The sequence below is a fragment of the Pseudomonas sp. 008 genome, assembly GCF_016861935.1.
Taxonomy (GTDB): domain Bacteria; phylum Pseudomonadota; class Gammaproteobacteria; order Pseudomonadales; family Pseudomonadaceae; genus Aquipseudomonas.
In genome coordinates, this window is record NZ_BOMA01000016.1 from 163,384 (window position 1) to 182,709 (window position 19,326).

Consider the following 19,326-nt stretch of genomic DNA (forward strand, 5'->3'; position numbering starts at 1 on the left):
ATCATGAGCATTCTCAATGGACCACGCCTGAATTTCTGGGGCGGTATCCGCACGGACGTCAGCCTGCCGAACAACTCCCCCACCATTCCTTACGACGGCAATGATGAATGGCCGCTCTTCGACCTGACCACCTCGACCCTGGCACCGGGAGCCCAGTCTTACACCGACGATCAGCTGAACAACATGATCAACGCGCCCGACGGCGACTACTACACCGCCGGCGGCTGGAATCACTATGGGCAGCATGTCGTCGACATGCAGAACGCCTTGATCAGTTCCCAGGGTAATCCGGGCAGCATCAGCACCACCGGCGACATGGTGGGCCAGCCGGTTTATCTGCTCGGCTCGGTGGACCCGGTGACCGGACAAGGCCCCGTCTCCGGCCCGATGATGGTGGATCTGGACCCGACCTCCTCAACCACCACCCAGATATTCGTCGGTGGTCTGCAAATTGGTGGTAACAGCGACATCCAGTTGCTGATCCGCAGTAATACCGTGTGCAGCAGTTTCGACGTGGCGGGACGTGTGCTGTTGCCCGCGAAAATGGATGCGCCGGGATCTTTCCACGCCAGCGGTACGTTTCAACTGACCTTCCCTTTGAGCAGCATCGTCAGCTGGAACCAGAACAGCAGTGGCCTGCGCTCGATCATCCAGGCGCCGGGTGCGACCGGCATTGTCCTGCGTTTCGTCATGTTCGAAATGTGCCCCACGATGACCACCGAACAACTGGACGCCGATTATGCCGCCGGCCGATACACCCCCAACCCGAGCATTGGCAGGGTCATCGGTACACTGGCCCCGGCCTTCGCCGACGAGCCGCTGAACTGCCAGCCGGGCCGGCAACTGGTCAACCAGAGTACGGGGAATGCCGGCTATGCCGACCTGGGCGGCAACGGTTACCTGAGCATCGACATGGTGAACGTCATTCCGAAGCAAACCTTCAGGGCCGTCAGGGACGATATCACCAGCCCTATCGGACCGAACGCGAACTACGGCCCCGTCACCATCACCGCAGGCACCACTGAACTGGCCACCCTGGACCCGACCAACCGCTTTCTATTCGACTACTACGTGTATGGCGGCATCGTCGACCTGCCCCTGACCGCCAACCAGCTACAGGCAGTGCAGACCGCCGCCCTGGCGATCAACGCGCCCGGCAAGGTCGCCGGTACCACGTTGCAAGCCACCGAATCGACCTATCGGGTGTATGCCGATCAGCGCAACGTCTACCTGGAGGACTACCCCAATGGCCTGTCAATCACCTTGCAGGTCAGGTACCTGGGCGGTCCGGTCCCCAAAGCCACCGAAATCGACCTGCAGGCTGCTGCTCCTGCTGTGTACGATGATCCGCAATACTGGGACTTCCTCGACTTCCCTGCATCGCTGACCGTCAACACCGGCCAGCTCGCAATCAGTTTTCCCGTCACCGTCAAACCCGGTAGCGCCGCCCAGGCGGGTTTTGTCGCCTTGACCTGCACGGCCAATGGCCTTCCAAACAGTGGCTACTTCACCAGTTTCCGCAAATACGCACAGACCGACTTCGGCATCCCCGCGGGCACCCACATCACCTGGGAGCTGATGTACCCGAACGTCCTGCGCTTTCACTACCTGGCCTTCCCCGCCATGTCGCGCTACATCCCGCTCAATCAGCCCGACGCGGTCATGGGCGCCAAGAACCCGATCCTCGCCCGAACTTCGGATGCGTACAAAGGCACCACGCTGTTCATGCCTGTGGTGCGCTCGATGTCGCCCTGCCAGCGGGCGCTGCTCCGGGCTTATCTCACCGGTGAACCGTGGCAACCGCCGCAGTAACCGCATCCATCCGTTATTCATGGAGAGAGCCCTATGCCCATTCCCATTAATATCCCTGCGCGGCCCAGCGAAACCCTGTGCCAGAGCACCATCATCGCCGAAGGCCTGCTGAACCCTCGGGGCATTTGCGTGCAGGCCGATGGCAGCCTGCTGCTGACCGAAGCCGGCTCGGGCCTGCCGGAACAGCCCTTCAGCGGTCGTATCAGTCGACTGCGACCGGATCCGCACAAGCCCGGCGCCTATCTGCCCGGCGAGATACTGGCGCAAGGTTTTCGCGCCATGAACATGCAGGCTCGCATGCTGCGCGATGAAATCATGGGGCTGTCGGACATCGCCTGCGGTGACGGGCGCTGTCTGGTCAGCCAGACCGATTACGTCGAGGGTTCCAAACTGCTGGACCTGCAATTCACACCGCCCGAACCGGTGTTTCACAGCCGTGGCAATCTGAATGCGCTGTGTTACCACCCGACCCGCCGCAGTTGGCTGGCGGTCAAGCCCGATACCAATCAGTTGGTGGAATTCACCAGCGGACAGGACGAACGCGTGCTGGTCCAGTTGCCCGAACTGGACCAGGGCCAGGAAGCCGTCCCGGTGACCCTGGTGTACGAACCGGCGACCGACGCAGTGCTGATCAGTCTGTTTTCCGGAGAGTTGCAGGGCGACCCGACGCGCAAGGGCATCGACTTTGCCGATAAGGCCGGCCAGGTGATTCGGGTCTGGCCTGATAGCGGGCAGATCGAGCTGCTTATTCGCGGCCTGCAACTGCCCACCGGACTGGCGCTGTGTCCGAAGGGCAACGTGCTGGTCCTGGAGCTCTGCGACCGCCTGCAGCAACCCTTGCCACCCGACTGGAACGGCGAACCGCTGCATGGCGGCTTTACCCGTTTTACCGGGCGACTGCTGAGCTGCAACTTGCATACCGCCCAGGTCGCCGTGCTCGCCCGCGACCTGGATACCCCTTCCAACCTGTGTCTGCTGGAGGATGCAGTGCTGGTGAGCGAAGGCATGGGTTTGACCGGCCGGCCACTGCCCATGCCAGACAACACCGTCGTCCCGTTGAGCGGCAGGCTGCGGCGGGTGCAGCTCTGAAAAGGTGGGCCACACGTTGCCTGAACATTACCTGCCCCGAATTTGGCAGGAATGTTCAGGCTCGGTTCGCGTCAATCGCTTTCTGAGGCGTCTCGGATTCGAGCGGGTGACACGATGATTTTCACGTTGTGCTCCTTGTTGTTAACCAATTGCTCAAAGCCCTGCCCGACAATCTGTTCCAGCTGAATACGCCCGGTTATCAGCGGCGTGATGTCCAGCCGACCGTCGGCGATAAAGGCGATCACGTCTGCGAACTCCCCGTTATAGGCGAGTGCACCCAGCACCTGTTTTTCGGTGGCGACCAGCTCGAAGAAATTGAACTCGCTGGGCTCCTCGAAGATGCCCACCAATACACACGTGCCGGCCTTGCGGATGAGGTCGATGGCGAGCTTGGCCGTGTGTTTGTTGCCGATGCATTCGAAACTGACATCCGCCCCCAGCCCGCCGGTCAGCCGCCGCACCTCAGCCAACGCGTCACACTCATTGGGGTCCAGCACCTGGCTCGCCCCCACCTCCAGGGCCTTGGCCTTGCGCGCTCCCGACATTTCCAGAGCAATGACCTGGGCCGCGCCAGCCGCCTTGGCGCACATGATGGTGCACAGGCCGATGGTTCCCGCGCCAACCACCACCACATTTTTCCCCAGCAAACTCCCGGCCTTTTTCACCGCGTGCATGCCCACTGCCAGCGGTTCGATCAACGCCCCGGCTTCGGCGGGAAAGTTGGCCGGCAACTTGTAAAGCAGGTTGGCCGGTACGTTGACCAACTCGGCGAACGCGCCATTGTTCATCAGCCCGGTGAACGCCAGGTTCTCGCAAATGTTGTACAGCCCATGGGTGCAGTAATAACAAGTGCCACAGTGCTGACAGGCATCGGCGGCCACCGGTTCGCCCACACTGAACCCCTGGACCCCGGCGCCGATTTCGACGATCTCGCCACAGAACTCATGACCGAGAATGCACTGCCCCTTGATGCCGGTCAGCGGGTGCGGCGCATCCACCGGAATGAACACTGGCCCGGCCACGTATTCATGCAAGTCGGAGCCGCAAATACCGCACCATTGCACGCGAATCTGCACCCAGCCCGCCGGTGGCGAGACGGGCAACGGCACATCTTCGACGCGGATATCGTGACGACCATGCCAGACAGCGGCACGCATGCTGCGGGTCGGATCAATTGGAAGGCTCATGTTGGAATCTCCTTGAAATCGTTGGCCTTGGCGCCCGGCAAATGGCCGGCCGCCAAGGGAGGCATCAGTGTTGTTGGACAAAGTCCAGAATCAGCCGATTGACCTGCTCGGCCGCTTCCATCTGCACCATGTGCGCCTGACCCGGCAGGATTTCGACCTGAGCAGCCAGGCCAGCGCTGTGGGTCGCAGGAATGATCGCGTCGTCACTGCCCCAGATCAGCAACACCGGTTGCCGGTTTTCTTGCACCACGCCACGCAGATCGAGTTGTTGCCGGCCTTCTTTGAACAGCCCCGCAACCAGCAGGCGCAGGGCCGCATCCACCCCTTCGAGGCGCTTGTACTTGAGCATATCTTCGAGCATCTGCCGATTGACCAGTTCGGGGTCGGAGAACAGTTGCACCAATTGTGGTTTGAGGGCATTGCGGCTGGCTGCCTCGACAAAACCTTGCAGGTAATCGCCGTTGATTTCCGCGCCCAGGCCGGCGCTGCCGATCAAGCTCAGGGAACGCACCCGCTGGGGAGCCAGGCGCGCCGTGTTCAGCGACACCGCCCCGCCCATGGAATGCCCCACCAGATGCGCCACGGGAACATCCAGATGATCGAGCAGAGCCAGCAGCACCCCGCTCAACTCATCCAGATCTCCGTGTTCCAACTGTTTGCTCGACTCGCCATGGCCCGGGAGATCCAGAGCTATCACCCGGCGCCCGGCGGCCAATGCTTCATGATTGAACATCCAGTTATTCAGGTCACCGCCGAACCCGTGCACCAGCACCAACGGAACCCCGCCTTCGCCGCGCTCGAAGTAACGGATCAGTCGCCCGTCCAGTTCGACCTTCTGCGGCTTCGGCCCACTGTCTTCCTCGGCACCGTCACCTGGCACGAACGCGGCCTGGAACTGCTCGATCACCGCATCGATCTCGGCCTCGCTGGCTTCGCCGTCGACCACGATGCCGAGCAATGCACCGACCACGAGGGTTTCATCCTGGCGCGCGATCTGCCGGCGCAGCACACCGGAAAACGGCGCTTCGACACTGCTGGAAATTTTGTCGGTTTCTACGTCGAGCACTTCATCGCCCTTGGCGATCGCCTGGCCCTCCTCCTTGAGCCAGACATCGACCCGGCCTTCGGTCATGGACAAGCCCCACTTGGGCATGGTCAGGGTATGGATCTGGCTCATGAACGCTTGCTCCACTCGATCAGCTTGAGCACGGCGTTTTCGATCTTCGCCGCGTCGGGGATATAGAGGTCTTCCAGAGAGTCGGAGAACGGCACCGGTGTGTGCGGCGCGGTGACCATCTCGATGGGCGCCTTGAGCGAGGCGAACGCTTTTTGCGCCACCAGGGCCGAGATGTCGGTGGCCATGGAACAGCGCGGGTTGGCTTCGTCGATCACCACCAGGCGCCCGGTCTTTTCCACGCTTTCCAGAATGCTGTCTTCGTCCAGCGGGCTGGTAGTGCGCAGGTCGATGACCTCGCAGTCAATGCCTCGCCCTGCCAGGCTACGGGCTGCATCCATCGCCGTATTGACCGTGCGCCCATAGGAAACCAGAGTCACGTCCTTGCCGTCGCGCAGGAAGTTGGCCTCGCCGAACGGGATGGTATAGAGCTCTTCCGGCACCTCGCCCTGCATGCTGTAGAGCAGTTTGTGTTCGCAGAAGATGACCGGATCGTTGTCGCGGATGGCCTGGATCAACAGGCCCTTGGCGTCATAAGGGGATGACGGGCAGACAACTTTCAGGCCGGGGATGTGGGTCCACAGCGACGTGAGCATTTGCGAGTGTTGGGCTGCGGCCCGCAGGCCCGCGCCGACCATGGTGCGAATCACCAACGGGGTGGAGGCCTTGCCCCCGAACATGTAGCGAAACTTGGCCGCCTGATTGAGGATCTGGTCCAGGCAGCAACCGGCGAAGTCGACGAACATCAACTCACACACCGGGCGCACGCCGCAGGTCGCTGCGCCTACCGCGGCACCGACATAACCCAATTCCGACAGCGGCGTGTCCAGCACGCGGCCGGGGAATTGGTGGTAGAGGCCCTTGGTCACGCCCAATACCCCGCCCCAGGCGTCATTTTCACCAGGAGCACCGGCACCGCCGGCGACGTCTTCCCCCATGATGAACACGCTGGGGTCGCGGCGCATTTCCTGAGCCAGGGCTTCGTTGATTGCCTGCTGATAACTGATTTTTCTCGCCATGATAAAAGTCTCGATTCTTGTTATAGGGGCGTTCAGGGATAGGAAACGTAGACGTCGGTGAGCAGGTCGGCGGCGCTTGGCTTGGGGTCTGACTTGGCCTTGCGCACGGCATTTTCGATCAGCAGGTCCACTTCGCCATCGATCTGGTCCAACTGGCTGGCATCGATCAATCCGGTCCGGGTGGTGCGCTCGCGAAACTGCATCAAGCAGTCGTTGTGTTCGCGGAAATACTTGACCTCGTCCGGTGCCCGATAGGTCTGGGCGTCGCCTTCAAAGTGGCCGTAGTAGCGGGTCAATTTGACCTCGATCAACGACGGTCCTTCACCGGCTCGGGCGCGCGCCACCGCAGCACCGGCGGCTTCGTGAACGGCGAAAAAATCGAAGCCGTCGACGGTGACCCCAGGCATGCCGAAACCGGCTGCGCGGTCGGCGATGTGATCGCAGGCCACTGACCAGTTGGACGCCGTGGCCTCGGCGTAACCGTTGTTCTCGGCAATGAACAGGCACGGCAGGTTCCACACCGAGGCCATGTTCATCGCTTCGAACACGGCCCCTTCGTTGGAACCGCCGTCGCCGAAAAACGCTACGGCGACGCCGTCGGTCCCCTTGAGTCTGGCGGCCAAGGCCGCTCCTACCACCAGCGGTGCACCGGCACCGACGATGCCATTGGCGCCGAGCATGCCCTTCTCGAAATCTGCGATGTGCATGGAGCCGCCCTTGCCCTGACAGACTCCGGTTTTCTTACCGTAGATTTCGGCCATCATCCCGTGCACATCAACGCCCTTGGCGATGCAATGACCGTGGCCCCGGTGGTTGGAGGCGATGCAATCGTCATCCCTCAGGTGAGCCATGACACCGGCGGCCGAGGCCTCTTCACCGGCATAAAGATGGACGAAACCGGGAATCTCGCCGGTGGCGAACTCCACGTGCAGGCGCTCTTCAAAGACGCGGATGGTGCGCATCACCCGATAGGCATGCAGCAATTGATCAGCAGTCAGCTGTGTCGACATTTTTATTCTCCAGGGTGTCTTGAGGCTCAAGTTTCAAAGTGCAAGGTTCAAAGGGTGTTGCGGGTGTTCACGACCGATGGCCAGCAGCCGCTCTTGCGCGGCATAGGCCAGCGCCGCATTGACATCGATGCTCAGCGGACCGCCGGCATCGAGGGTCACGGTGGGCAAGTCATCGGCGTTGAATTCGATTTCCCGTTCGCCATCCAGGGCCAGGGTGCCGCTGCTCAGGCACAGTCGATGGGCAACACCGGGTTCAAGGCTAGCGGCCGCGAGTACGCCGCAGCCTTGCAACAGGCCAGGCGCCAGGGGCACCAGCAAGGCTTCGGACGATTGCGGATCAAGGCGCATCCAGGCACCGTTGGGGGCTTGGCGCGAGACCGGAAACCACAAGCCGCAGAGGGCCGAGATGCCAATGGACTGAGGTTCCGCGAAGGTGACAAAGACCTCCGCCAGATCGATCCCACGGCTGATTGCACGGGCGCCGATGAAGGGCAGCGGGGACACCGCCACGTCCACCAGCGCCACTTCGCACAGGTCGCGGCGCGGAATCCGCACCAGCAGGCGTTTATTGCGACGCAAGGCAATTTCGGGTGGGATCCGGCCGCTGGCGAATAGCCCGCCGGCCAGCCCCGCGCTGGTGGCCTCACGCAGTTCTGGAAAGGCATTGTTGGTCCCCGTCGACAGGGTCAGCAATGGAATGTCGCCGACTTCGGCAGCCACCGCTTTGTGGGTGCCGTCACCGCCGAGCACGGCGATCAGCGACACGCCGCGTTCAGCCATCCAGCGCGCGGCCTGGCGAGTGTCCGCCACGCTCTGGCGCAAGGTAAGTTCCAGGAACTCCAGGGTTGGCCAGTGGCTGTCACGCGCCTGGCGGCCATGACTGTTCTTCTTCACCGCCGCCGCGATACCGGTCATGTCGGTGGGCATCAGTACGCGCTCGACACCGGTGGCGCCAAAAGCCGCCAGCAGCCGTTGGATCACCGAGACCTTGTCAGTACTGGAAAACAGCCCGGCATTCGCCGTCAGACGCCTTACGTCCCGGCCGGACGCCGGATTGGCAATGATGCCGACGGTCAGGGGCAAGCGACTCATGTCGCCACCACGGGTACAGCAAAGTAAAAGCCTCGGCAGGAGGACATAGGGCACCTCTTGTTATTATCGGGTTGCCAGTCGTGCTGGTTGCCGGGGTTAGAGCAAGGCCGGTGCCAGAATCGCAAAAGATCGCCGTAAAGCCCGTTCCAGAGCGGTTTTGACTACATTCTCAAGTTATGGGATCCCGCTCGATTGAGACGTCCCATGTCAGCCTGCACGGGTTAATGGCCAGACCTTGAGACGTCGCGTCTCAGCTTCGCAGTGGGGTGAACCGATGCTTGTCGACCGTCCGTGAACGGCGCTTAATAGCCCGCACAACTAAAAGAAGATCGAACCGGAGGCCCTAATGCTTTCCGCACACTCGAAGGCGCATGTGGATTGCGTCAGCCGTGTTTTGAAGAACGCAGCACACCTGCCGCAACTGCCGGTGCCGGACTTGATCCTGGATTCCTGGCGCCGCTCCATGGAGCAACACCACTTGGACCCTGGCTCATTACAAGGGCCGCGGATCCTGTCCCAGAACGTGCTGCAAGAGTGTCGAGAACGCTCCGAACTGTTCCTGCGCATCGCCAGCGAAGAAGTCGCCCGACTCCATGGTCGCGTGCGCGATGCCGACTACTGCGTGTTGCTCACCGACGCACAGGGCCAGACCATCGACTATCGCGTGGAAACCTCCATCCGTAATGATTGCCGCAAAGCAGGCCTGTACCTGGGCACCTGCTGGTCAGAAGGTGAGGAAGGCACCTGCGGGGTGGCTGCGGTGCTGACCGCACGAACACCGGTTACGGTGCACAAGCGGGATCACTTCCGCGCGGCTTTTATCGGACTCACCTGCTCCGCCGCTCCGGTCTTCGACCCTCGGGGGGAACTGCTCGGGGTGCTCGATGTGTCTGCGGTGCGTTCGCCGGACGACCGTCGTTCGCAGCATCTGATCCGGCAGATGGTGGTGCAGAGCGCACGGGAAATAGAACAAGCGTTTTTCATGAACAGTGCCCAGGGTTACTGGGTGCTGCGGGCCCACAACAGCCCAGGCTACGTCGACAGCCAGCCCGATTACCTGCTCGCCTGGGACGACGACGGACAACTGCAGGCACTCAACCCCGCGGCGCGGCAGTGGCTGTCGCAAAGTTTTGGCCAACTGCCGGACCACATCGGCCAAGTGTTCGATCAGCAGTTACTGCATCGCGCCAAAGACGAATCACTCTGCCTGTTTCACTGCCGGGGTGGCCGCCATGTCTTGCATGGGCGACTCAGCGCGCCACGGCAAGTGAAACGCAGCCCGGCTCGTCGGGTATTGTCACCCGCCGAACTCGACCCGCGACTGGAAGAAAGTTTGCGCCTTGCGGTTCGGGTCAAAGACCGTAATCTGCCGGTGCTGATTCACGGTGAAACCGGTTCCGGCAAAGAAGTCTTCGCCCGCCAGCTGCACCAGGCCAGTCTGCGCCGTGATCGACCTTTTATTGCGGTGAACTGTGCAGCGATTCCCGAAAACCTGATCGAAAGCGAGCTGTTTGGTTATGCAGCCGGCGCCTTCACCGGGGCTTCGAATAAAGGCATGCAAGGTCTGCTGGAACAGGCCGATGGCGGCACCCTGTTTCTCGATGAAATCGGCGATATGCCCCTGCCCCTGCAAACCCGGCTACTGCGGGTTTTAGCCGAGGGCGAAGTGGCGCCCCTAGGAGCGTCAAGAAGCAAGGCGATAGACATTCAGGTGGTCTGCGCGAGCCACCGCGATCTGGAAGCCCTGGTGACCAGCGGCGAGTTTCGCGAGGACTTGTACTTCCGCCTCAGTGGTGCGCGATTCCAATTGCCGCCGTTGCGCGAACGCAGTGATCGACTGGCATTGATCAACCGGATACTCGAAGAAGAATCGTCGGCCTGCGCGATGGCGATGCAACTGGGAAGCGCCGCACTGGAATGCCTGCTCGGCTATCGCTGGCCGGGAAATGTGCGCGAACTGCGGCACGTATTGCGTTACGCCTGCGCGGTGTGCGAGACCGACTTGATTCTGTTGAGTGACTTGCCTGAGCATCTGCCCGGCCGTCGACTCAATGATTCGGCGTCAGCTGACGCCTTGGAACGCTGCGCCAGTCCTGAACGCGAGGCACTCATCGATGCCCTCGTGCGTCATCGCTGGAAACCCACACCAGCGGCCAAGGCTTTGGGCATCTCCCGGGCAACGCTGTATCGACGGGTGCATCAACATGGCATCGACATGCCTGGCAGGGGCTGACCACGAGTTCATCCGGCGGCCCCGCTTAATGAGCGTTGGCCACCGGACAGCACAATGGACTTGCATCGATCACAGTATTGGTGAACGGCATCGAATAAATGTGGGAGCAAGCCCCGGCTATTAAAACCAAGTCTCCATCTGTATCCCGTATTGCCACACACCGCCGGCGTTGAAGTCGGTCTTGCCAAAGTTGTCTGTGGAGCTGTATCGGTCCAGGTCCGAAGACCAGTTCATGAAGCTGGCGAACACTCGCAACTCGGGGCGTGTGAGCAGGTCTCCAACGTCGGGTTTGAAGGTCGGGGCGATGGTGAATTTCCAGAAGTTGCCGTCCACCGCATTACGTTGCAGGTAACCCTTGGGGTCGAGGTTCATGGTTTGCCAGCTCATTTCGTAGGCCATCTCGAAATTGCTGTTGATTTCATTGGCCAACCGCATGTTCAGGGTCATCCAGCGGTAGTCGTCACCCTTGACGTAGCGATCCTTGCTTTGTTCGGCCAGCAGACTTGGACCGATGCGCCAGTGGGGTGCAATCGGTGTCTCGCCGTACAGCGCCAGGCGCAGCGCACGGGCGTCGTCGATCAGTTCGCCGTCCGAGCCAATGTTCTTGACCTCGGCCCCCAACCCTTGCCCGTAGAGCAGCGCCGTCTTGAAGAAGCCTTCCCTGCCGAAAAAGTTTTTCTGGTGGTTGGCCACCATGCTGTGCAAGCCGGAGTCCGCAGGCTTCAGGCCCGCTTCATTGGTGCGAGTGCTAAAGTCGTTTTTCTTTGAGCCAATGCCATTGAACATCCACTGCCACTGACCATTATCGAAGAACTGGTTGGAGGTGAGGATGTAGCTTTCCACATCGGCATTGACACCGCCCTCACTGAAATCCCCGTAGTTACGCCCGATCAACGAGTAATTCGAGCGCCAGTTCTTGTTCATCTGCACGTCGTAGATACCACCCCCGGTGCCGGCCAGAAAGACGACGTCCGAGTCCAGCCAATGGATATCGAAGTTGTCCCTGTCGAATCGCTTGCCTGCCCACAGGGTGGCGTTCTCGAACGTCGAATTGCCCTTGAATGCGGCGAGATGATCGAGTTCCGTAAATACCTGGCGCACATTCAGGTTACTTTCGGCGGCCGTCCAGTCATTGGAGCTTTCCACTCCATCGGCGATGGAAACCGTGAATTTGGAATGGGTGCCGTTCTGCGCATAGGCTTCTTTCGACAGGTCTATACGCATGTAAGTATCGTCTTCATTACCCAGTCGCCCGACTGCACCACCGACTGAACCGGCAGGCGTTGTATAAGGACCGCCCCGCCCGCCCCCCAGGCCATCGTTGATCAGCAATCCGGAGCGGGCGTAGCCCTTGAAGCTGAACCCGTCGGTGAGGTGTCCGGTACTGCCCTCCTTCTCCAGGCTTTGCTGACGGGCTTCGAGTTTTGCCAACCGCGTATCCAAAGTGGGCGCCGCAGTGGCGGTCGCAGTGGACGCAACAGGCTGCAAGGCGGGAGTGGACTGTTTGAGCTGCTGCAATTCCCTGGCGAGCGCCTGGGTTTGTTGTTCGGCGGCGGCTGCACGTTTTTCCGCAGCGCTGGCGCGGGCTTCAAACGCGGCCATGCGTTCTTCCAGAGTCGCGGCCTGAGCAGTGGCCGCCGAGGTGCCGAGTACGCCTGCGAGTAGCCAGCTTGATGCTTTCTGCATGGGGGATTTCCTGTTTTGTTTTTATTTTTTGTCCTGCGACCGGCCTTTTTTTTGTGAATTGTTAATTGTCAAAATCCACGAAAAAAAGGATGCCTCATCGCAAATACGCTGCTACATTTGGCGATGTTAACGTTAACTTTTCTAAAAACAAAAATAAAGAGGGCTTTATGAAACAGCTCAAATCACTCTTTCCAGCAGCACTGCTTGCCCTTTGCGCCGGGCTTCCATCCCTCTCCAGCGCAGCCAATCTGACGATTTCCTGCGGTGCGGTGGGCGCGGAATTACAACTGTGCAAAGAGGCCGTCGAGGCGTGGTCTCAACAGACCGGCAATCACGTCGAGGTGGTGTCCACGCCTAACTCGGCAACCGAGCGGTTGTCGTTCTATCAACAGATCCTCAGTGCGCAGTCCAGCGACATCGACATCATTCAGATCGACATGGTGTGGCCGGGGATGCTGGCCAAACATTTGCTGGATCTGCGCGAGGTGCTGCCCGCCGACGCAACCCAAGGCTACTTCCAGGCACAGGTGGACAACGCCACGGTGAACGGACGGCTGGTGACGATGCCGTGGTTCACCGACTCGGGCCTGCTGTATTACCGCAAGGACTTGCTCGAGAAATACAACAAACAAGTCCCCCAGACTTGGGAGGAAATGACCGCTACCGCCAAGGATGTACAACAAGCCGAGCGCAATGCCGGCAACGCCAACGCATGGGGGTACATCTTTCAAGGGCGCGCCTACGAAGGCCTGACATGTAATGCGCTGGAATGGATCAGCAGCCAACCGGACGGCGGGCTGGTCAATCCACGAGGCGACATCGTGGTCAACAGCCAGGCCTCAAGAACGGCGTTGACCCTGGCAAAAAGCTGGGTAGGCGACATCTCCCCGCGTGGCGTGCTCAATTACACCGAGGAAGAAGGACGCGGCGTATTCCAGTCGGGCAATGCGCTGTTCATGCGTAATTGGCCTTATGTCTGGGCCCTGGTGCAAAGCCAGGACAGTGCGGTAAAAGACAAGGTCGGGGTCGCTCCCCTGCCCCGCGGCGGCAGCACCGGCACCCATGCCTCCACCCTCGGCGGGTGGGGTTTGGCGGTATCGCGTTACAGCGCCAACCCGAAGCTTGCCGCCGAACTGGTGAGCTACCTGACCAGCGCTCAACAGCAAAAACATCGTGCGTTGATTGGCGCCTATAACCCGGTGATCGAGTCGCTCTACCAGGATCCCGAGCTGCTCGCGGCCATGCCTTATTACAGTCAGCTGCACAGCATTCTCAACGATGGCGTCATGCGCCCCGCTTCAATCACCGCCGCTCGTTATCCACGGGTCACCAATGCGTTCTTCGATCAAGTGCATGGCGTGCTGGCCGGCGAGTTGCCGGTCGATCAGGCGCTGACCGAACTGGAAGGCGAACTCACGCGTATCAAACACCGGAACTGGTAAGCCACAAGGAAGAAAATCACCATGTCTGTCTCTATTGCCCATGCTCCCTGTGACGAGCTCCTGCTCACCAGGGAAACGCCGGTACAGCGTCGCCGAGTGCGCGCTGCCTGGCTATTTCTGACGCCGATGTTGCTGTGTCTGGCCCTGGTGGCGGCCTGGCCGTTGCTGCGGACATTCTGGTTCAGCCTGACCGACGCCAATCTGGCGGACACCGCTGGCGGCACCTTCGTTGGCCTGAGCAATTATCTGTTCCACAACGGTTCCAGCTGGTCGGGCATCCTGGTCGATCCGCAATGGTGGAATGCAGTGCGCAACACCTTGCATTTCACCGTGGTGTCGGTGGGGCTGGAAGTCGTGCTGGGGCTGCTGGTGGCGTTGCTGCTGAACATCCAGTTCGCCGGCCGTTCTCTGGTGCGAGCGTTGATTCTGATTCCGTGGGCGATTCCGACCATTGTCTCGGCGAAGATCTGGTCGTGGATGCTCAATGACCAGTTCGGCATCATCAATCACCTGATGCTCAGCCTCGGCCTGATTACCGCGCCTCTGGCCTGGACCGCAGATGCGGATCTGTCGATGTGGGCGGTGATTATCGTCGACGTCTGGAAGACCGTGCCGTTTGTCACCCTGCTGATGCTCGCCGCCTTGCAGATGTTGCCGAGTGACTGCTACGAAGCCGCCAGGGTCGATGGTATTCATCCACTGAAGGTGTTCTGGCGGGTCACGCTGCCACTGCTGATGCCCGCATTGCTGGTGGCGGCGATCTTCCGCATCCTCGACTCCCTGCGGGTGTTCGACGTGATTTATGTGCTGACCTCGAACTCGTCGAGCACCATGAGCATGTCGGTCTATGCCCGCCAACACCTGGTGGAGTTCCAGGACGTCGGTTACGGCAGCGCCGCCTCGACCCTGCTGTTTCTGGTGGTTGCAGTGATCGCCATGCTTTATCTCTACCTCGGACGCCGCCAACTGGAGGTCCGGTCATGAGCCCTCGCCTACTGAAAAAAGCGCTGTTGCGCTTCGGTTTCTGGTGCCTGATCGGGGTGTTGCTGCTGTATGCGGTGTTCCCTTTCTACTACGCCATCGTCACGTCGCTGAAGCCGTCCAGCGCCTTGTTCGAGGTGAGTTACTGGATCAAAAAACCCGACTTCTCCAATTACGCGGCGGTGCTCAACCAAGCCTCATTCCTGCGGGCTATCGGTAATTCACTGGTGGTCGCGCTTAGCGTAGTGACGCTGGCGCTGTTCCTCAGCCTGACCGCTGCTTATGCCTTGGGCCGGGTGAAATTCCGTGGGCGTGGCACGGTGTTGATGATGGTCCTTGGGGTGTCGATGTTTCCCCAGGTCGCGGTGCTGTCGGGGCTGTTCGAGGTGATCCGTGCCTTGGGCCTGTACAACACGTCCTGGGCGTTGATTCTCAGCTACACGATTTTCACCCTGCCCTTCACCGTTTGGGTGCTGACCACGTTCATGGGTCAACTGCCCCATGAACTGGAAGAAGCGGCAATCATGGATGGCGCCTCGCCCTGGGTCACGCTGACCCGGGTGCTGTTGCCGCTGCTCTGGCCCGCCCTGGTCACCACTGGCTTGCTGGCTTTCATCGCGGCGTGGAACGAGTTCCTGTTTGCCCTGACCTTCACCCTCACCGACACCCAACGCACGGTGCCAGTGGCCATCGCCCTGATTTCCGGCGGCAGCCCCCATGAGTTGCCTTGGGGGTTGTTGATGGCGGCATCGGTGCTGGTCACCGTCCCACTGGTGATTCTGGTGCTGATCTTCCAGCGCCGAATCGTTTCCGGCCTCACTACCGGCGCGTTAAAGGGTTGATGCCCGACAACTACAAGGAACAGCATCGTGATCAAGTTGAAACTGGATAACGTGAACAAACAATTGGGCGGTGCGCGGATTCTGCGCGACGTCAATCTGGAGATCGCGGCGGGTGAGTTCGTGGTGTTCGTCGGCCCTTCGGGCTGCGGAAAGTCGACCCTGCTGCGCCTTATCGCCGGACTGGATTCGATCTGCGCCGGTGACCTGCTGATCGACGGGCGTCGGGTCAACGACCTGGAGCCGCGCGAGCGTGGCGTCGGCATGGTGTTTCAGTCTTATGCGCTCTACCCGCACATGAGCGTCTACGACAACATCAGTTTTGGTCTCAAATTGGCCAAGACCGAAAAGACCAGCCTGCGCGAGCGCGTGCTGAAAACCGCGCAAATCCTGCAATTGGACAAGCTGCTGCAACGCAAGCCAAAGGAATTGTCTGGCGGGCAGCGTCAGCGTGTCGCCATGGGCAGAGCCATGGCACGGGAACCGGACATTTTGCTGTTCGATGAGCCGCTCTCCAACCTGGATGCGTCCTTGCGGGTGCAGATGCGCAACGAAATCGCCCGGCTGCATGCCCGGCTGGGCTCGACTATGATCTACGTCACCCACGATCAGGTTGAAGCGATGACCCTGGCCGACAAAATTGTCGTGCTCAATGGCGGTCGCGTCGAACAGGTCGGCTCACCACGCGAACTCTATGAGCGCCCGGCCAGTCGCTTTGTCGCCGGCTTTCTCGGTTCACCCAGAATGAACTTTCTGCCGGCGCGCTTGCAGGCGTCGGGCGAAACCAGCCTGGTCGACAGCCCCGTGTTGGGGATGACGTCCCTGCCCTTCGACAGCTCGAACCTGGCGACGGACGCTCCGCTGAGCCTGGGCATTCGCCCGGAACACGTGTCGCTCAAGGCAGCGGAAGGAGCCGCCGGCATCGTGGTGACCGCGGTCGAATACCTGGGCAGTGAAACTTATGTGCACCTCGAGACAGGTCAGGACGAGCCACTGATCTGTCGTTGTGAGGTCCACGCCGGATGGCAGGCGGGCGACCGGGTCGAGCTGCTGCTGGACATCGACAACCTGCACCTGTTCGACGCTGACGGCACGGCCTTGAAGCGTCATCCACATGCCATTGAAACCGTCCCTCTGCGCCCGGCACGAGCAGGCGCCCTATGACTTTGTCTTTGAATACCATGAGCGATCCAATGCCTGACTCCCTTGACCTTGCGCAGCGAGCGCTGAGTGACGGCCTGTCTCGGGTCATCCACGATTACCGCCCCGGTTATCACCTTGCCCCCCCGACAGGCTGGATGAACGACCCTAACGGGGTGGTGTACTTCCGTGGCGAGTATCACGTTTTCTATCAACACCACCCCTTTGACGCGAAGTGGGGCCCGATGTATTGGGGGCATGCCAAGAGTGCCGACCTGGTCCATTGGCAGCATCTGCCGATTGCCCTGGCGCCCGGCGATGAATTCGACCGCGACGGTTGTTTTTCCGGTAGCGCGGTGGTGTGTGGAGACACCCTGGCGCTGATCTACACCGGGCACACCTGGCTGAAGGATGTGGGTGATGAAAGCGCGATTCGTCAAGTCCAGTGCCTGGCCACCAGTGTCGACGGCATTCGCTTCGTCAAGCATGGCGCTGTCATCGAGACCGCGCCACAAGACTCGATCATGCACTTTCGTGACCCCAAGGTCTGGCGGGAAGATGACTATTGGTTCCTGATTGCCGGCGCACGGCTGGGCGATAAGCCGCTGCTGCCACTGTACCGTTCCACGGATCTGCACACCTGGGAGTTCCTCGATTATGTAGCCAGCGGCAGCGAGGGCGATGGCTATATGTGGGAGTGCCCGGATCTGTTTCGCCTGAACGGGCGCGACGTGCTGCTGTACTCCCCTCAGGGCATGCAACCCCACGGTTACGAACGGCTCAACAAGTACCAGACCGGTTATCGAGTGGGCCAACTCGACAGCCAATGGCACTTCACCGGCGGGCCTTTTATCGAGCTGGATAACGGCCACGATTTCTATGCCGCGCAAACGCTGGTGGCCGCCGATGGTCGGCGCCTGGTGTGGGCGTGGCTCGACATGTGGGAAAGCCCAATGCCGAGCCAGGCCCATCACTGGTGCGGCATGCTCGGTTTGCCGCGCGAACTTGAGCTGCATGACGATCGCCTTTGCGTGTATCCGGCACGGGAGCTCACCGCGCTGCGCGAGGCGCCATTGCCGGGTACGTCCTGGTGGGATGGTTCGGGGGCCCGGCGGGTACCGGAAGTGAATGGCGACCTGCTGGAAATCCATGTGCATCTGGATCTGCTCGGTTGCACCGACGGGCACTTGGGAATCGCCTTGCGCTGCAGTGACGATGATGATGAAGAAACCTTGCTCTACTACGATGCGGCGCTGCAGCGCCTGGTGCTGGACCGCAGCCGCTCGGGTGCGCAAGTCAGCGGCCAGCGCAGCGTGTCGATAGACCCGACACAAGAGCGACTGGAACTGCGCGTGTTTCTCGATCGCTCGTCCATCGAGGTGTTCGACGAAAACGGTCGCTTCAGCCTCAGCAGCCGCCTCTATCCGCGGTCCGACAGTCTGGGGGTGAAGTTGTTTAACCACGGCAGTGGCGGGCGTGCTTCGATTCCCAGGGCGTGGCCTCTCGCTTCAGGTTGGGTATGAGCGTTGTCATTCGAGTCGCGAGAAACCCGGGCCCTGTGTCATGATTCTGCGTCAACCTGACCGGCCTCGCCTCGCATGACTTCAGTGAAAGACGTTGCACAACTGGCCGGCGTGTCCCTGATGACGGTTTCTCGAGCGCTCAACAACCCGGAAAAACTGAGCCCCGAAACCCTTCAGCGGGTGCGTCGCGCCATTGATGAACTGCAATTCGTACCGAGCCTGTCGGCGCGCAAGATGCGCGGCGACAACCTCCAGTCGCGCACCATCGGTGTGTTCGCGCTGGACACCGCGACCACACCGTTCGCGGTGGAACTGCTGCTGTCCATCGAACAGACCGCGCAACAGGCTGGCTGGAATGTCTTCATCCTTAACCTGTTGAGCAACCCACCCACCGACCAGAACATCGACCTGATGTTGTCGCACCGCCCCGACGGGCTGATCTTCAGCGCCATGGGCTTTCGCCACGTCAGCATTCCCGAGCGCTTGAAGAGCAAACCGCTGGTACTCGCCAATTGTCTGGCCGATGACAGTCGCCTGGTCAGTTACGTACCGGACGACGAAACGGGGCAGTATCGCGCCGTGCATCACGCGTTGAGCCAAGGCTATCGGCGCCCACTGTGCATCAATCTGCCAAAACAGAGCCTGGCCTGGGGGCTGCGGCAAGAAGGCCTGCTGCGCGCCTGTCAGGCATTCGGGCTGGCGCCTGACGCGCTTCTGCAATACGACCTTTCCGAGCATGACGCCTACGGTGAAACCGCCGCCATCCTCGACCGGCACATTGTTGAGGGTCGTCCGCAATTCGACATTCTGATCTGTGGCAACGACCGCATCGCGTTTTGTGCCTATCAGCTGTTGTTGAGCCGAGGCCTGAAAATTCCCGGCGATGTCGCCGTGCTCGGCTACGACAACATGATCGGTATCGCGGAACTGTTCATCCCGCCGCTGACCACGGTGCAACTGCCGTACTATGAGATCGGTCGCCGGGCTGCCCGGCATCTGATCGAAGCCCTTGAGGTAGAGGGAGCCCAGCCGGTTGATTGTCCATTGGTGGTCAGGGCGTCGCTATGAGTGCGAGCGCCGCAGACCAGCCGGTGCACGA

At 60.8% G+C, this 19,326-nt stretch carries 15 protein-coding genes; 9 read left to right on the top strand and 6 right to left on the bottom strand.

Annotated elements, in window-relative coordinates; genetic code table 11:
• Positions 1-3: 3 nt before the first annotated feature.
• Together JUI81_RS27325 and JUI81_RS27330 are read left to right on the top strand one after the other, a co-directional pair.
• Complete coding sequence (locus tag JUI81_RS27325) at positions 4-1,812, top strand: hypothetical protein (protein ID WP_204125419.1); 1,809 nt, start codon at positions 4-6, stop codon at positions 1,810-1,812.
• A 33-nt stretch (positions 1,813-1,845) separates the two neighbouring features.
• On the top strand, positions 1,846-2,901 hold the full coding sequence (locus JUI81_RS27330) for a hypothetical protein (RefSeq protein ID WP_204125420.1): 1,056 nt from the start codon (positions 1,846-1,848) through the stop codon (positions 2,899-2,901).
• Positions 2,902-2,972: 71 nt separating this feature from the next.
• Here the strand turns inward: JUI81_RS27330 and JUI81_RS27335 are convergent, their stop codons facing one another.
• The 5 genes from JUI81_RS27335 to JUI81_RS27355 form a co-directional block, all read right to left on the bottom strand.
• Complete coding sequence (locus JUI81_RS27335; RefSeq protein ID WP_225602761.1) at positions 2,973-4,058, bottom strand: 2,3-butanediol dehydrogenase; 1,086 nt, start codon at positions 4,056-4,058, stop codon at positions 2,973-2,975.
• Positions 4,059-4,152: 94 nt separating this feature from the next.
• Positions 4,153-5,265 carry an acetoin dehydrogenase dihydrolipoyllysine-residue acetyltransferase subunit gene (locus JUI81_RS27340; protein ID WP_019578679.1) on the bottom strand — a complete coding sequence of 371 codons (1,113 nt, stop codon included), beginning with the start codon at positions 5,263-5,265 and terminating at the stop codon, positions 4,153-4,155.
• Positions 5,262-6,281, bottom strand: a complete 1,020-nt coding sequence (locus JUI81_RS27345) for an alpha-ketoacid dehydrogenase subunit beta (protein ID WP_018928915.1) — start codon at positions 6,279-6,281, stop codon at positions 5,262-5,264. Before JUI81_RS27345 ends, JUI81_RS27340 begins: the two co-directional genes overlap by 4 nt.
• 32 nt (positions 6,282-6,313) lie before the next feature.
• On the bottom strand, positions 6,314-7,291 hold the full coding sequence (locus tag JUI81_RS27350) for a thiamine pyrophosphate-dependent dehydrogenase E1 component subunit alpha (protein WP_018928914.1): 978 nt from the start codon (positions 7,289-7,291) through the stop codon (positions 6,314-6,316).
• A 33-nt stretch (positions 7,292-7,324) separates the two neighbouring features.
• On the bottom strand, positions 7,325-8,383 hold the full coding sequence (locus JUI81_RS27355) for an ATP-NAD kinase family protein (protein ID WP_204125421.1): 1,059 nt from the start codon (positions 8,381-8,383) through the stop codon (positions 7,325-7,327).
• 346 nt (positions 8,384-8,729) lie between these two features.
• On the opposite strand from JUI81_RS27355, the gene JUI81_RS27360 reads away from it, so the two are divergent.
• Positions 8,730-10,616 (top strand): sigma-54-dependent Fis family transcriptional regulator, encoded by a 1,887-nt coding sequence (locus JUI81_RS27360; RefSeq protein WP_204125422.1) that lies wholly within the window; start codon positions 8,730-8,732, stop codon positions 10,614-10,616.
• Positions 10,617-10,736: 120 nt separating this feature from the next.
• Here JUI81_RS27360 and JUI81_RS27365 read toward each other — a convergent pair whose 3' ends face one another.
• Complete coding sequence (locus JUI81_RS27365; RefSeq protein ID WP_204125423.1) at positions 10,737-12,302, bottom strand: carbohydrate porin; 1,566 nt, start codon at positions 12,300-12,302, stop codon at positions 10,737-10,739.
• 167 nt (positions 12,303-12,469) lie between these two features.
• Between JUI81_RS27365 and JUI81_RS27370 the strand changes: the two genes are divergently transcribed.
• The 6 genes from JUI81_RS27370 to JUI81_RS27395 all read left to right on the top strand — a co-directional run bounded on the left by JUI81_RS27370 (position 12,470) and on the right by JUI81_RS27395 (position 19,295).
• Entirely contained in the window at positions 12,470-13,744 is a 1,275-nt protein-coding gene (locus JUI81_RS27370; RefSeq protein WP_204125424.1) for an ABC transporter substrate-binding protein, read from the top strand.
• A gap of 21 nt (positions 13,745-13,765) precedes the next feature.
• Positions 13,766-14,728: a carbohydrate ABC transporter permease gene (locus tag JUI81_RS27375; protein ID WP_019578674.1), complete on the top strand. Its 963-nt coding sequence runs from the start codon at positions 13,766-13,768 to the stop codon at positions 14,726-14,728.
• Positions 14,725-15,567: a carbohydrate ABC transporter permease gene (locus JUI81_RS27380; protein WP_018928908.1), complete on the top strand. Its 843-nt coding sequence runs from the start codon at positions 14,725-14,727 to the stop codon at positions 15,565-15,567. Before JUI81_RS27375 ends, JUI81_RS27380 begins: the two co-directional genes overlap by 4 nt.
• A gap of 27 nt (positions 15,568-15,594) precedes the next feature.
• Positions 15,595-16,728, top strand: coding sequence for an ABC transporter ATP-binding protein (locus tag JUI81_RS27385; protein ID WP_019578673.1), 1,134 nt, complete (start codon positions 15,595-15,597; stop codon positions 16,726-16,728).
• Positions 16,725-18,227 (top strand): sucrose-6-phosphate hydrolase, encoded by a 1,503-nt coding sequence (locus JUI81_RS27390; RefSeq protein WP_204125425.1) that lies wholly within the window; start codon positions 16,725-16,727, stop codon positions 18,225-18,227. The genes JUI81_RS27385 and JUI81_RS27390 overlap by 4 nt, the downstream gene beginning before the upstream one ends.
• Before the next feature lie 75 nt (positions 18,228-18,302).
• On the top strand, positions 18,303-19,295 hold the full coding sequence (locus JUI81_RS27395) for a LacI family DNA-binding transcriptional regulator (RefSeq protein WP_028940763.1): 993 nt from the start codon (positions 18,303-18,305) through the stop codon (positions 19,293-19,295).
• Positions 19,296-19,326 lie beyond the last annotated feature (31 nt).